Below are 13,955 nucleotides of genomic sequence, written 5' to 3'. Positions count from 1 at the left end.
CCCGCGCCGAGGCCGTACACCGCGTCCGAGAAGCCGAGATCCTGGTTCATGGTGAGCGCGGCGAAGCTCACGTTCACCCGATCCAGGTGTGCCAGCACGTAAATCACGATCAGCAGCGGTATCAGCCACGCGCTGACCCGCCGGCGCACGCCGTCGGCAACGGCCTGGTCCTGGTCGACCATGCGTCCTCCCCGTATGTCGTTATGTAGGTTCGGGGAATCGCGAAGTTAGTCAGCGACTCCCTCCGGGGCAGGATGCCCCGGCCTGAATCGACGGCGCAAGCCGTTGATTCACGAAGCGCCGCGCGGCACGTACCGGGCGGCGCGAGCGGAAAATTCCAGCGATGGAATTTTTCCGCCTCTCCTCGGCGGCCGGCCTCGCTGGCCGGGCGCCGGCGCATGATACGCGCGGTCGTCCGGCAGGCGGACAGCCGTTGCCTAAAATAGCCGCTCTATTGGCCCCGACATGGACACCCGCATGACCGCGACGCTCATCCTCATCCGCCACGGCCGCTCGCTGTGGAACGACCAGAACCGCTTCACCGGCTGGGTGGACGTGCCGCTGGTCGAGCGCGGCTGGCAGGAGGCGGAAGCCGCCGGCCGGCTGCTGGCCGACTACCGCTTCGACGCCGCCTACACCTCGCACCTGCAGCGCGCCATCTGCACCCTGCAGGTGGTGCTGCGCGCCAACCGCGGCGGGCGCACGCCGATCTTCATCCCGGCCGAGGGCACCGTGCCGCGCGAGTCCTACCAGCCGAGCGGCGACGAGTTCCCGGCCTACCTGCACGTGGTGGCGCTGGCCGAGCGCCATTACGGCGACCTGCAGGGCCTTAACAAAGACCAGGTGCGCGCCCAGTACGGCGAGGAGCAGTTCGTCAAATGGCGCCGCGGCTACGACACCCCGCCGCCCAACGGCGAGAGCCTCAAAGACACCGTGGCGCGCGCCCTGCCCTACTTCAACGCCGAAATCCGCCCGCGCCTGCTGGCCGGCGAAACCGTGCTCATCTCCGCCCACGGCAACTCCCTGCGCGCGCTGACCAAGGAGCTCGAAGGCATCTCCGACCACGACATCATCAAGCTCGAAATCCCCACCGGCGTGCCCATCGTCTACACGCTCGATGCCGCCGGCGACGCGCTACGCATCGCGGGCAAGCGCGTGCTGGGCGCCGGCTGAGAGCTTGTGAATTTTTCAAGCTCCGAAGCCGGTCAGGGGTGGCCGGACGCCAATCGAGCCCGCGCGGGCTCGATTCGCGTGAGCACGTCCGGGCGTGTACCGGACGCGCGCCGCAAGCAATGCGCAGGACGCGCATTTCTTCACAAACCCTGAGCCCGCCATGCCGGCCCCGCATTTGCCGCGCGTACCGCGCACCGTCTGGGTGCTGGGCCTCGCCTCGCTGCTGAACGACACCGCCAGCGAGATGATCATGCCCCTGCTGCCGGTGTTCCTCACCGCCAGCCTGGGCGCGGCGCCGGCCGCCATCGGCCTCATCGAGGGCCTGGCCACTGCCGCCGCCAGCGTGCTGCAGCTGGTGTCCGGCCGCCTGGCCGATCGGGGCGTGAGCCACCGCCGGTTGGTGCTGGGCGGCTACGCGGCCTCCAACCTCGCCCGACCGCTCATCGCGCTGGCCGGCGCCTGGCCGGTGGTGCTGCTGCTGCGCTTTGCCGACCGCATCGGCAAGGGCCTGCGCACCGCCCCGCGCGACGCCCTGCTGGCCGCCACGGTGGGCGAGCAACACCGCGGCGCGGTGTTCGGCTTTCACCGCGCCATGGACCACGGCGGCGCCATGCTGGGCCCGCTGCTCGCCTTCGCCCTGCTCAAGGGCGGACTCGACACCCCGCACGTGTTCGCCGCCTCGGTGGTGCCGGGCATGCTGGTCGTCCTGTGCCTCATGCTCGGCCTGCGCCAGCCGCCGCCGGCGCCGTTGCAAGCGCCGCCACCGCTGCGCTGGCGCCGGCTCGACCGCCACGTGCGCGGCCTCATCGCCGCCGCCGGCCTGCTGGCGCTGGCCAGCGTGCCGGATGCGTTTTTGGTGCTGTGGGCCTACCAGGGCGGCATAAAAGTCGTCTGGCTGCCGCTGCTGTGGGCCGCCGCGCACGCCGTGCGCTCCGGCGTCTCCCTGCCGGCCGGGTATCTGTCGGATCGCCTCGGGCGCACGCCGGTCATGGCCGGCGGCTGGCTCATCCGCGCCGCCCTGCTGGCCACCATGGGCCTCGTCCACCAGGACGGCGCGCAGCTGTGGGGCCTGTTCCTCGCCTACGCCGGCGCCACCGCCTGCACCGAAGGCGCCGAGGCGGCCCTGATCGGCGACCGCACCCCGCCCGACCAGAAAGGCACTGCGTTTGGCATCTACCACCTCGCCTGCGGCCTGCTGGCCCTGCCCGGCGCCGTGCTGTTCGGCGCCCTGTGGCAAACCGTCGGCCAGACCGGCGCCTTTGCCACCGCCGCCGCCGTCACCGTGCTCGGCACCGCGGCCTTCCTGACCCAGGCCCGCCAGCGCCAGCCGGCCACATGCCGCGCCGCGTAGGGTTGGCAAAGCGCGGCGTGCGCCGCGCGGGCCGAATGGGGTGTCATCGGTTCGCGGCTGAAGCCGCTCCTACGAGCCGCCCCATCAGCCGCCGGCGTCTGCGCCGGCGGCTGATGGGGCCGTTCAGGCCAGCGCTTTGCTGACGACTTCGTAGAGATCTTTGGACAGTTTGGCGCCGGCCAGGCGTTCGAGCTGGGCGCGCATCAGCGCCTGGCGGCCGGGTTCGTAGTGCCGCCAGCGGGCGAAGGCCTGCGCCAGGCGCGAGGCCAGCATGGGGTTGAAGGCGTCGATGGCGAGCACCTGCTCGGCCAAAAACGCGTAGCCCGAACCGTCGGCGGCGTGAAAGCGCGCCGGGTTGCCGTGCACGAAGGTGCCGATGAGCGCCCGCACGCGGTTGGGGTTGCGCGGCGCGTAGGCCGGGTGGCCGAGCAGGGCCTTGACGTCGTCGAGCGCCTGGGCGCGGCGCGAGCCGGCCTGCACACTGAACCAACGGTCGAGCACGATGGCGTCGCCCTGCCAGCGCTGGTAGAAGGCGGCCAGCGCCCGCTCACGCTCGGGCACGTCCAGGTGCGCCAGCAGCGCGAGCGCGGCGGCGCTGTCGGTCATGTTGTCGGCGGCTTCGAACTGCGCCCAGCACAGCGTCGGACCGACATCGTCGAGTTCGGCCAGATACGCGAGACACGCGTTGCGCAGGCTGCGCCGGCCGACTTCGGCGGCGTCGAAGCGGTACGGACCGCGCGGCGCCAGCGCCTGGTAGCGCGTCAGCAGGTCGTCGCGCAGGGCCTGCGCGAGCGCGCGGCGCATGAAAAGGCGTACTTCGTGGATGGCCTGCGGGTCGATGGGCTCGACCTCGCCGGCGATGAAGGTTTCGGACGGCAGCGTGAGCAGCTCGGCCACCAGCGCGGGGTCGAGCGTGGGGTCGGTCAGGCAGCGCCGGACGGCGTCGCGCAGGCCGGCGTCGAGCGTCAGCGCTTCGCCGGCCGCGCGCGCGGCCAGCAGGCGGCGGATCAGGCGCAGGTATAGCTGCTGGCCGGCGTCGTAGCGGGCGAAGGCGTCGGTGTCGTGCGCCAAAAGGTGGGCAAGTTCGGTGTCGCTGAAGTCGACTTCCAGCCGCACCGGCGCCGAGAAGTCGCGCAGCAGCGACGGCACCGGCGGCTCGGCGATGTCCTCGAAGGTGAAGGTCTGTTCGGCGGCTTCGAGCAGCAGCACACGGCCGGTGCCGCCGGGCGCGGCTTCGCCTTCCAGGCGCAGCGGCAGTTCCCGGCCTTGCGCATCCAGCAGGCCGAGCGCGACCGGAATCGGGACGGGGCGTTTTTCCGGCTGGCCGGGCGTGGGCGGCGTGTGCTGGCGCAGCGTGAGCCGATAGCGCCGCGCGGCGGCGTCGTGCCGGCGCTCGACGGCGAGCCGCGGCGTGCCGGCCTGGCTGTACCAGGTCATGAACGCCGACAAATCGACGCCGTTGGCGTCGGCGAGCGCGGCGACGAAGTCTTCCACCGTCACCGCCTGCCCGTCGTGGCGCTGGAAGTACAGGTCCATGCCGCGCCGGAAGCCGGCCGCACCCAGCACGGTGTGCAGCATGCGCACCACCTCGGCGCCCTTCTGGTACACGGTGGCGGTGTAGAAGTTGTTGATCTCGATGTACGACTCGGGGCGTACCGGGTGCGCCAGCGGGCCGTCGTCCTCGGCGAACTGCACGGTGCGCAGGTTGCGCACGTCGGCGATGCGCTTGACCGCCGCCGAGCCCATGTCGGCCGCGAACTGCTGGTCGCGGAACACGGTCAGCCCTTCCTTGAGCGACAGCTGGAACCAGTCGCGGCAGGTGATGCGGTTGCCGGTCCAGTTGTGGAAGTACTCGTGCGCGATGATGGTTTCGATGTACTGGTAGTCGAGGTCGGTGGCGCGCGCGGCGTCGGCCATCACGTACTTGGCGTTGAAGATGTTGAGGCCCTTGTTCTCCATGGCCCCCATGTTGAAGTCGTCCACCGCCACGATGTGGAACACGTCGAGGTCGTACTCGCGCCCGTAGACGCGCTCGTCCCAGGCCATGGATTTTTTCAGCGCCGCCATGGCGTGCCCGCACTGCGCCACGTACTGCGGCTCGGTGTGGATGAAAAGCTGCACCGTGCGCCCGCTCATGGTGACGAAGCTGTCGGCCAGCGCGTCCAGCCGCCCGGCGACCAGCGCGAACAGGTAACAGGGCTTCGGGAACGGGTCCTTGAAGGTGGCGAAGTGGCGGCCGTCGGGCAGCTCACCCGCGGCCACGCGGTTGCCGTTCGACAGCAGCAGCGGATAGGCGGCGCGGTCGGCGCGCAGCGTGGTGGTGAACGGCGCCAGCACGTCCGGGCGGTCCGGGTAGTAGGTGATGCGCCGGAAACCTTCCGCCTCGCACTGCGTGCACAGCATGCCGCGCGAGGTGTAGAGCCCTTCGAGGGCGCTGTTGGCGGACGGGTCGATGTCGACCTCGGTTTCGATGGTCACGCGCTCGGGCAGACCCGGAATAGTGAGCGCGTCGGCGGTGACCTCGTACTCGCTCGGGCGCATCACGTAGCCGTCGCGGCTGACACGGCGCAGCGTGAGACCCTGGCCGTCCAGCACCAGCGGCGCGTCGCGCCGGCCGGCCGGGTTGCGGCGCAGGTCGAGCGCGCAGCGCACGCGCGTGCGGGCGGGGTCGAGGTCGAAGTCGAGCGTCACGGCGTCGACCAGGAATTCCGGCGGGCGGTAGTGTTTGAGTTCGCTGGCGCGGGGGGCGGCGTCACGCATGGCGGCAGATGTCACGATGGTTGCGGTCGCGTCATTGTCGGCAGCGGCCGCGGCAGCGGCAAGCCGCGCCGGTAGAATCGGACGGTATTCCCGCGGCCTTGCCACGAGTGCCCATGATTCAAGCCCCCCGCGCGGTGCTGTTCGACCTGGACGGCACGCTGCTGGATTCGATCCCGGTGTTTCTGGACATCACCCGCCGCGCCTGCGCGCGGCTCGGCTGGCCGTCGCCGGCGCCGGGCTATATCCGCGAGGTGATGACGCTCGGGCGCTCGCCCATCGAGGCGCTGCTGGGGCCGGTCGCCGACGAGGAGGCGCTGCGCCGGCAGCTTTCCGCCGCCAGCCAGGACCTGTGGCAGGAGGTGTTCGCGCGCCAGGTGCGGCCGTTCGAGGACACGCTGGCGGTGTTGCAGCGCCTGACGGCGCACGGCTACCGCCTCGGCATCGTCACCGACTCGAACCACTTCGTGGTCGGCCAGCTGACGCGCCTGCCGGGCTGCCCGCCGTTCGACGTGGTGGTCACGCGCGAGGAGGCGCCCGCGCGCAAGCCCTCGCCAAGCGGCATTTGCCTGGCGCTCGAACGGCTCGGACTGAGCGCCCAGGATGCGGTGTACGTGGGCGACAACCCGATCGACATTCAGGCCGCGCACAGCGCCGGCGTGCGCGTGTTCGGCATCACCACCGGCGCCGCGCGGCGCGAGGACCTGCTACCACACGGCCCACATGCGGTGCTGGATGCGCTCGGCGAGCTGCACGCGCACCTGCCGGGCGCCGGCGGCGTGCCGACGCTGCACGGGCGCCTTCGCCGTGGCCTTGGCGAGGCCGGCCGTTTTTTGGCCATCGACTGGGTGCGCGCGGCGATCGAGGGGTGTCTTGGCGGGCCGTTTCATCCCGGCACGCTGAATCTGCTCGCCGAACCGCACAGCGCCGCCTGGGCGGTGCAGGCGCGTCACGCGCCGCAGCTGCGGCGCTTCGAACTGGCCGCGCGGGATGGTTTCTGCCCGGCGCTGCTGCACGCCGTCACGCTCGCGCACGGCGCGCTGAGCACCCCTGCCCTGCTGCTGTGGCCGCAGGTGCCGGGCTACCCAGACGACAAGCTCGAACTGATCTGCCCTATCCCACTGCGCGCCGGCTGGGGCCTTGGCGACGGCGCGCTGCTCGAGGTGCGCTACCTCACCCTGGAGGAACCCTGGCCATGAAGCTGCCTGAACTCACCCTGGACGACCTCGCCCGCCTGCGCCTGAAGGAATGTCAGGGCACGCTGATCGGCGGCATGAAGGTGGCCTGCGGCCTGGGCATCGGCGCCGAGGAATTCGGCTTTCGGATGATGATGGAACAGGGCATCAACTGGACGCGCCTGACCGGCGATCTCGAACGCATCGCCGGCATCTTTTACGAGCACTACCAGGTGACATACGGCTTCGGCGCCGCGCTGCGCGTGACACTGGACCACGACACGCTGCGCTTTGACATGCCGGCACTCGAGGCCGCCGCGGCCGGGCAGCTCGCACACTGGCAAATGCCGGCCAGCGCCTTGCACGACCTTAACCGCGGCTTCTGGCGGGCGCTGGACGAGAACGCCGGCATCACGGCAACGCTGGAGTTTGCGCCGGACCGGCACACGGTGATCGTGCGCCGCGGGTAATGCGTTCGAAAACGGCCCCGGCTCATGGTCGCCCGCCGGCGGCGACGAATGGCGGCTTTGCCAGCCATACCAGCAGCAGCAACGGCGGCAACAGCCAGCAGCTGGCGTAGAAAAGATCGTTGAAGCCCAGCATGTTGGCCTGGCGGGCCAGCAGGCGTTCGGCGAGCGCGTACTGCGCCGGCAGCGCCGACGCCATGCGCTCGCCGCCGTAGTCCCACATGCGGGCCAGCGCATCGGATCCGAACAGCTCGGCCAGACGCGCGTGGTGCAGGGTTTCGCGCCGGTCCCAGACGGTAATGCCAAGCGACACACCGATGCTGCCAGCCAGCGTGCGCGTGAAATAGAACAGGCCGGTGGCGGCGGCCAGCCGTTGCGGCGGCATATTGGACAACGCGATCGTCAGCAGCGGCACGAAGAACATGCCAAGACCCGCACCCTGCACCAGGCGCGGCAGGGCAGCATCCCACAGCGTGGCATCGGTGTTGGCGCGGCTGCCCAGGTAAGTGCCGAGCCACAGCAACGAAAAGCTCAGCGTCAGCAGATACTTGAGGTTGATGCGCCCGAGCAGGCGGCCGACGACGGGCGTGAGCAGCATGATGAACACGCCAAACGCCGCCGTCGCCACGCCGGCCCAGGTCGGCGTGTATCCCATGTTGGTCTGCAGCCACAACGGAAACACCACCAACCCGGCGAACAGGATGGACCACGGCAGCGAGGTCGCCATGGCGCCGATGAAAAAATTGCGATCGCCGTACAGCGTGAGGTCCACCACCGGGTGCCGGTCGCCGAGCTCCCAGATCACGAACACGACCAGCGCCACCGCTGCCGCGATGCCGAGCGCAAGGCCGAACGAGGACGCGAACCAGTCGATCTCCTGCCCTTTGTCCAACAACACCTGCAGCGCCGTCACCCAGATCATCAGCAGTGCCAGGCCGACCCCGTCGATCGGCAGCCGGGCGCGCTCGGTCTCGCGATCGCGCAGCGTGCTCCATACCAGCGCCGCGGCCAACAGCCCGAGCGGCAGGTTGATGAAGAAAATCCACGGCCAAGACCAGTTGTCGGTAATGGCGCCACCGATGATGGGGCCGGTCAGCGGCGCCACCGTCACCGTCATCGACACCACGGCCAGCGCCATGCCCTTCAGGTGTGCCGGGAAATGGCGCAGCAGCAGTGATTGCGACAACGGCAGCATCGGTCCCGACACCACGCCTTGCAGGACGCGCATCACCACCAGCGTCTCGAGGTTTGGCGACAGGCCACACAGCAGCGAGAACAGCGTGAACAGCAGCCCGGCGGCGACGAACAGGCGCACCTCGCCGAAACGCCGCGCCAGCCAGCCGGTCAGCGGCAGCGCGATGGCGTTGGCGGCCGTGAACGAGGTGATGGCCCAGGTGCCCTGGCTCGGGCTGACGGCGAGATCGCCCGAGATGTTGGGGATGGCGACGTTGGCGACGGCGAAATCGAGCGAAACCAGGAACGTGCCGAGCCCGAGCCCGAGCGTCATCAGCCCCAGGCGGCTGGCCGACAGCGGCGTGGCGTTCACTCAGTCGCCCAGGCCGGCACCGCTGAATGCCGCCGCGATACGCTGCGCCAGGCGCGCCTCGATGACGCCCAGCCGGTCGGCGTAGACATCGGTGGCAAAACGGGCATCGACCGGCGCGGCGCGGCTGGTCACCAGCATGCCATCGCGCGCGCGTGTATCGACCAGGGCGTCCACCGACGCCCCCAGCGGCAGCGGATGGCCGGCTAGCGACTCGCGGTCGATGTCCACCCGCACCGGCACGCGCTGCACGATCTTGATCCAGTTGCCGGTGGCGTTCTGCGGTGGCAGTAGCGAGAACACGCTGCCGGTGCCAGCACCGATGCCGGCGATGCGGCCGGTGAAGGCCAGGCGCTCGCCGTACAGATCGGTGGCCATGTGCACCGGCTGGCCGATGCGCAAATTGGCGAGCTGGTTTTCCTTGAAGTTGACCTCCACCCAGACCCCCTCCAGCGGCACCACGTCCAGCAGGCGGCTGGCCGGTGTCACCTGCTGGCCGACCTGCACGCTGCGCTGCGCCACCTGACCGTCGGCCGGCGCCAGGATGCGGCAGCGCTCGAGGTCGAGATAGGCCTTGCGCAGCGCCGCGGCGGCCTGATGCACCAGCGGATGCTCGCGCAGCGGCCCGCTGCCGAGCGCGGACTGCGCCACCCCGAGCTGACGCTGCGCCACCTGCATGCCGGCCCGCTCGGTGCTGACGTCGAGCTCCGCGTGGTTGAGTTCCTCCACAGAAATCGAGCGCCGCACTACCAGACCGCGGCGGCGCTCGAGATCGGCCGTGGCGCGCGCCAGACGCGCCGTGGCCAGCTCGACCGCAGCCGCGGCGCGCGAGCGTTCGGCGACCAGCATGGACACTGCCCGAACCGCCTCGGCGAGCGCCGCCTCGGCGTTGGCCACCGCCACGCGGGCATCGGCATCGTCGAGCTGCAGCAAGACATCACCGCGGTGCACGCGATCGGTGTCGTCCACGCGTACCGTGGTGACGGTGCCGCTCACCTGCGGCATGACCGTCAGGCGGTTACCGGCCACCTGGGCATTTTCGGTGTGCTCGCGAAACTGGCCGATGAGGCGCCACCAGCCCGCCCACAGGCCGCCGGCTGCGAGCAACAGCACCACGACCAGAACCAAACGCCTACGGCGGCGACCTGCCGCTGGTCGTGATGCTGCGGATTCCATCTCCCCCCCCCGTTTTATTTGCGGTTTTTTGCGCCCACCGTGATGGTGGACTGTTCTTGTCAACCCACGGCCGTCGTCGAACGGCGCCTTAAGGAAGTGCGGAAAAATTCCGTCCCTGGAATTTTTCAGCTCGCCGTCGCGCGGTACACGCCCGCGCGACGCTCCTTGAATCAAGGGCTTGCGCCCTTGATTCATGCCGGGGCATCCTGCCCCGGACGGGAGACGCTGGATTATTCAGCGTTTCCTTAACAGCTCGTTGAAAAGGGCTTCCTGCCTTTTTTCTACCCGGTACGTCGCGGCGCCGGTCCGCGACGGCCTCCGCAGAGCGCGCGTGACTGCGCGCAAGCCATCCTCGGCCTGCTAAACACCGCGAAATGCGCCCGCCCCGCGCGATGGCGCAGTTTTTTTACCGTCCGGCCGGGCTATGCGGCTCTATTTGACGACGCGGAGTTTCGGCCGCTCCGGTGCAGGCGGTGGCGGCGGTTCGGGCGGCGTGTCGGAGTCTTCCGTGGGGAAGGTCATGCCCTGCCCGTTCTCGCGCGCGTAGACGGCGAGCACGGCGGCGATCGGCACCCATACCTCGCGCGCCACGCCGCCGAAGCGTGCCCCGAACGACACGTGGTCGTTGCCCAGTTCGCGCCGCACGGTGGCGCGCTCGGCGATGTTGAGCACGATCTTGCCGGCCTTGACGTATTCCTGCGGCACGCTCACGCCGGCCAGCGTGGCGTCGACCAGGATCTGCGGCGTCAGGCCGTTGTCCTCCATCCACTGCACCATGCCGCGCAGCAGATAGGGTTTTGCCGAAGGCAGCTTGTCCACACGCGAACCGTCAGGCCGATGCCGACGGACCGTGCCGCATTTCGAATTCCTGCTCGGTCAGGCTGTTGCGAAACGCCGGTCGGGCGAACATGCGCTCGGCGTAGCGCAGCAGCGGGCGCGCCGGCGCCGGCAGCTCGATGCCGTACACCGGCAGGCGCCACAGCAGCACCGCCAGCGCGCAGTCGACCAGCGTCGGGCCTTCGCCGAACACGAACTCGTGCTGCTGGAACAGCGGCGCGATCGCCGTCAGGCCGTCGCGCAGCACCTTGCGGGCACCGGCCACGTCGGACTTTTTGTCCGGCTCGGTCAGCGTGCGGTGCAGGCTGAACCAGTCGCGGTCGATGCGCCACAGCATCAGCCGCGCCTGGGCGCGGTTGATGGGATCGACCGGCATCAGCGGCGGATGCGGGAAGCGCTCGTCCAGGTACTCCATGATGATGGCGGAGTTGTAGAGCACCAGCCCGCGGTCGACCAGCACCGGCAGGTCGCCGTAGGGGTTCAGGTCGCGCAGGTCCTCGGGCATGGCGCCCGGATCGACCGGCTCGATCTCGATCGAGATGTCCTTCTCGCACAGCACCAGCCGAGTGCGGTGGCTGTGGGGGCACACCACACCGGCGTAGAGCTTCATGTTGCGGATGCGCTCGGTGGTGAAACCGTCGGCATCGTTGCCGTAATCCAGCGGCTCGACCTTGGTGGTGGCGGCCTTGGATGCGGCGGGTTCTTTCTTGGACGGCTTGGTCGACTTGGAAGACAACGAGTTACACCCTACTCAGTGAACATCACGCCAGTATTCGCGCTTGAGCATGTAGGCCAGGCCGGCGAACACCAGCAGGAACAGCATCACCTTGACGCCGAGGCCGTAGCGAACCAGCTTGGCCGGCTCGCCAATGTAGACCATGAAATTGACCAGGTCGCGGATCATGGCGTCGTACTCGGCGGGTTTCAGCGTTCCCGCCGACACCTGCTGCAGGTGGCCGTCGCGCAGCTCCTGGGCACCCTGCAGGTTGGCCAGCACATGCGGCATAGCGGCGTTCGGGAACACCGTGTTGTTGACGCCGAACGGCCGCGACGGGTCGAGGTAAAAGCTGCGCAGATAGGCATACAGCCAGTCCGGCCCGCGCGAGCGGGCGGCCAGCGTGAGATCCGGCGGCGCCTGCCCGAACCACTTGGCGCCGTCTTTCTTGCCGAGCGCCACGCGCATGACCTGATGCACGTCGCCGCCGTTGAAGATCATGTTGGCCTGCACCTGCTCGGGCGTGAGCCCGAGGTCCTGGGCCATGCGCGAATAGCGCATGAACTCGGCGCTGTGGCAGCTGACGCAATAGTTGACGAAGGTGCGGGCGCCGCGCTGCAGCCCGGCGCGGTTGCCAAGGTCCACCTGGAACTTCGCCAGCGCCGCACCTTCGGACGCCAGCGTCAGCATCGGTGCAGCCGCCAGCAGACAAGCGAGGATCAGTTTTTTCATTTTGTCGTCACCCGGTCCGGAACTGGCTTGGTGCGGTCGATCTTGGTGTAGACAGGCATGGCGAGGAAGAACAGGAAATACAGCACCGCCAGCACGCGGGCGATCAGCGTGTACAGCTCCGACACCGGCTGCGTGCCCAGGTAGCCGAGCCCCAGGAAGCTGACCACGAACACCGCCAGCGCGATGCGGTTCAGCGGCCCGCGGTAGCGGATGGACTTGACCGGGCTGCGGTCCAGCCACGGCACCAGGAACAGCACGAAGATGGCCGCGCCCATCGCCACCACGCCCAGGAACTTGTCCGGCACGGCGCGCAGGATGGAGTAGAACGGCGCGAAATACCACAGCGGCGCGATGTGCTGCGGCGTGACCATGGGGTCGGCCGGCTTGAAGTTGTCGGGCTCCAGGAACTTGCCCCACATTTCCGGCACGAAGAACACGATGGCCGCGAAGATGATGGCGAACACCGCCAGGCCCCAGATGTCCTTGACCGTGTAGTACGGGTGGAACGGAATACCGTCGAGCGGCTTGCCGTCGGGGCCTTTCTTTTTCTTGATGTCGACGCCGTCGGGGTTGTTCGAGCCGGTCTCGTGCAGCGCGATGATGTGGAAGAACACCAGCGCGATGATCAGCAGCGGCACCGCCGCCACGTGCAATGCGAAGAAGCGGTTCAGGGTCGGGTCACCGACCGCGAAGTCGCCACGAATCCACAGCGACAGGCCATCGCCGATCAGCGGTATGGCGCCGAACAGCGAGATGATGACCTGCGCGCCCCAGTAGGACATCTGGCCCCAGGGCAGCAGGTAGCCCATGAAGGCCTCGGCCATCAGCAGCACGTAGATGACCATGCCGAACAGCCACACCAGCTCGCGCGGCCCCTTGCCGGAGCCATAGATGATGCCGCGGAAGATATGCAGGTACACCACCACGAAGAACATCGACGCGCCGGTGGAGTGCAGGTAGCGGATCAGCCACCCCCAGTTCACGTCGCGCATGATGTATTCGATCGACGCGAACGCCATGTCTTCCGACGGCTTGTAGTTCATCGTCAGGAAGATGCCGGTGACGATCTGCAGCACCAGCACGGCCAGCGCCAGCGAGCCGAAGAAGTACCAGAAATTGAAATTCTTGGGCGCGTAGTACTGCGCGACGTGATCGTCCCACCAGTCGAAGATGGGGAAACGTTCGTCGATCCAGCGCGCCAGGCCGGAGCTGCGGTTGACCATCACGCGGTCTCCTGATCTTCGCCAATCACGATGCGGGTGTCGGACAGGTACTTGTGCGGCGGCACCGCCATGTTCAGCGGTGGCGGCACGCCCTTGAACACCCGGCCGGCCAGGTCGTAGCGCCCGCCGTGGCACGGGCACAGGAAACCACCCAGCCAGTCGGCGCCGAGCTCACCGGGTTCGGCACGCAGCTGCGGCGAGCAGCCCAGGTGCGTGCACACACCGAGCATCACCAGATATTCGGGCTTGATCGACCGGTGCGGGTTCTTGGCGTACGGCGGCTGCTCGGATTCGGCCGAATCGGGATCGCGCAGCGCGTCCGCGGGGACCTTGGCCAGGTTGTCGAGCTCTTCCTGCGTGCGGCGAAACACCCACACCGGCCGCCGCCGCCATTCCACCACCATCAACTCGCCGGGGGCGAGTTTGCTGATGTCGACCTCGACGGGTGCCCCCGCCGCCTGGGTCTTGGCGCTGGGCTGCATGCTGGAAATGAACGGCACCGCAGTGGCCGCCAGACCCACGCCGCCGAGCGCCCCGGCGGTGCCGGCCAGCAGCCGGCGACGCGCGGGATCGACCGCATCGTTTGCCATAGGTTGAGTTCCCCCTGAAAGCGGGCCGGTATGACCCGCCCTGATCCATGTAACCCCGGCCGCGGGCCGCCCGCGTCGCTGTGGGGGCGACGGCCGGCCGTGCGCGTACGAGGCGGAAAGAAAGCCGCGGTATTGTGCCAAACGCCAAGCGACACCGCCAAGCCGGGGGTCGGCGATGGCCCGACGCCTGCTAGGATGGCGCCCCCACCCGGAGGC

The 13,955-nt window shown here is 69.0% G+C and carries 12 protein-coding genes and 1 pseudogene; 4 read left to right on the top strand and 9 right to left on the bottom strand.

Features of this window, described 5'->3' with window-relative positions; all coding sequences use genetic code 11:
- Window positions 1-182 (bottom strand): annotated as a pseudogene (locus PHC73_RS01210) (MFS transporter); the annotation flags it as partial.
- A gap of 295 nt (window positions 183-477) precedes the next feature.
- On the opposite strand from PHC73_RS01210, the gene PHC73_RS01205 reads away from it, so the two are divergent.
- Window positions 478-1,173, top strand: coding sequence for a 2,3-diphosphoglycerate-dependent phosphoglycerate mutase (locus tag PHC73_RS01205; protein ID WP_300123738.1), 696 nt, complete (start codon window positions 478-480; stop codon window positions 1,171-1,173).
- 160 nt (window positions 1,174-1,333) lie between these two features.
- Window positions 1,334-2,524 (top strand): MFS transporter, encoded by a 1,191-nt coding sequence (locus tag PHC73_RS01200; RefSeq protein ID WP_300123737.1) that lies wholly within the window; start codon window positions 1,334-1,336, stop codon window positions 2,522-2,524.
- 123 nt (window positions 2,525-2,647) lie between these two features.
- On the opposite strand, the gene pepN is transcribed toward PHC73_RS01200, so the two are convergent.
- The gene (gene pepN, locus PHC73_RS01195) at window positions 2,648-5,299 is read right to left on the bottom strand and encodes an aminopeptidase N (protein WP_300123736.1); all 2,652 of its coding nucleotides are present in this window, start codon (window positions 5,297-5,299) and stop codon (window positions 2,648-2,650) included.
- A 98-nt stretch (window positions 5,300-5,397) separates the two neighbouring features.
- Between pepN and PHC73_RS01190 the strand changes: the two genes are divergently transcribed.
- Together PHC73_RS01190 and PHC73_RS01185 are read left to right on the top strand one after the other, a co-directional pair.
- Complete coding sequence (locus PHC73_RS01190) at window positions 5,398-6,480, top strand: HAD-IA family hydrolase (protein ID WP_300123735.1); 1,083 nt, start codon at window positions 5,398-5,400, stop codon at window positions 6,478-6,480.
- Window positions 6,477-6,926 (top strand): hypothetical protein, encoded by a 450-nt coding sequence (locus PHC73_RS01185; RefSeq protein ID WP_300123734.1) that lies wholly within the window; start codon window positions 6,477-6,479, stop codon window positions 6,924-6,926. The genes PHC73_RS01190 and PHC73_RS01185 overlap by 4 nt, the downstream gene beginning before the upstream one ends.
- 22 nt (window positions 6,927-6,948) lie before the next feature.
- Here PHC73_RS01185 and PHC73_RS01180 read toward each other — a convergent pair whose 3' ends face one another.
- The 7 genes from PHC73_RS01180 to petA all read right to left on the bottom strand — a co-directional run bounded on the left by PHC73_RS01180 (window position 6,949) and on the right by petA (window position 13,739).
- The gene (locus tag PHC73_RS01180) at window positions 6,949-8,469 is read right to left on the bottom strand and encodes a DHA2 family efflux MFS transporter permease subunit (RefSeq protein ID WP_300123733.1); all 1,521 of its coding nucleotides are present in this window, start codon (window positions 8,467-8,469) and stop codon (window positions 6,949-6,951) included.
- Window positions 8,470-9,582: an efflux RND transporter periplasmic adaptor subunit gene (locus PHC73_RS01175; protein ID WP_300123732.1), complete on the bottom strand. Its 1,113-nt coding sequence runs from the start codon at window positions 9,580-9,582 to the stop codon at window positions 8,470-8,472.
- 492 nt (window positions 9,583-10,074) lie between these two features.
- A complete protein-coding gene (locus PHC73_RS01170; RefSeq protein WP_300123731.1) occupies window positions 10,075-10,461 on the bottom strand; it encodes a ClpXP protease specificity-enhancing factor in 387 nt (128 codons plus the stop codon).
- A 10-nt stretch (window positions 10,462-10,471) separates the two neighbouring features.
- Window positions 10,472-11,215, bottom strand: a complete 744-nt coding sequence (locus PHC73_RS01165; RefSeq protein WP_300123730.1) for a glutathione S-transferase N-terminal domain-containing protein — start codon at window positions 11,213-11,215, stop codon at window positions 10,472-10,474.
- A gap of 15 nt (window positions 11,216-11,230) precedes the next feature.
- Window positions 11,231-11,926: a cytochrome c1 gene (locus PHC73_RS01160; protein ID WP_300123729.1), complete on the bottom strand. Its 696-nt coding sequence runs from the start codon at window positions 11,924-11,926 to the stop codon at window positions 11,231-11,233.
- Window positions 11,923-13,149, bottom strand: a complete 1,227-nt coding sequence (locus PHC73_RS01155) for a cytochrome b N-terminal domain-containing protein (protein WP_300123728.1) — start codon at window positions 13,147-13,149, stop codon at window positions 11,923-11,925. The genes PHC73_RS01160 and PHC73_RS01155 overlap by 4 nt, the downstream gene beginning before the upstream one ends.
- On the bottom strand, window positions 13,149-13,739 hold the full coding sequence (gene petA / locus PHC73_RS01150) for a ubiquinol-cytochrome c reductase iron-sulfur subunit (protein WP_300123727.1): 591 nt from the start codon (window positions 13,737-13,739) through the stop codon (window positions 13,149-13,151). Before petA ends, PHC73_RS01155 begins: the two co-directional genes overlap by 1 nt.
- Between the last annotated feature and the right edge of the window lie 216 nt (window positions 13,740-13,955).

It is taken from the genome of Immundisolibacter sp. (genome assembly GCF_028696615.1).
Classification (GTDB): Bacteria; Pseudomonadota; Gammaproteobacteria; order Immundisolibacterales; family Immundisolibacteraceae; genus Immundisolibacter.
This window is presented reverse-complemented; position numbering and strand designations above follow the sequence as displayed.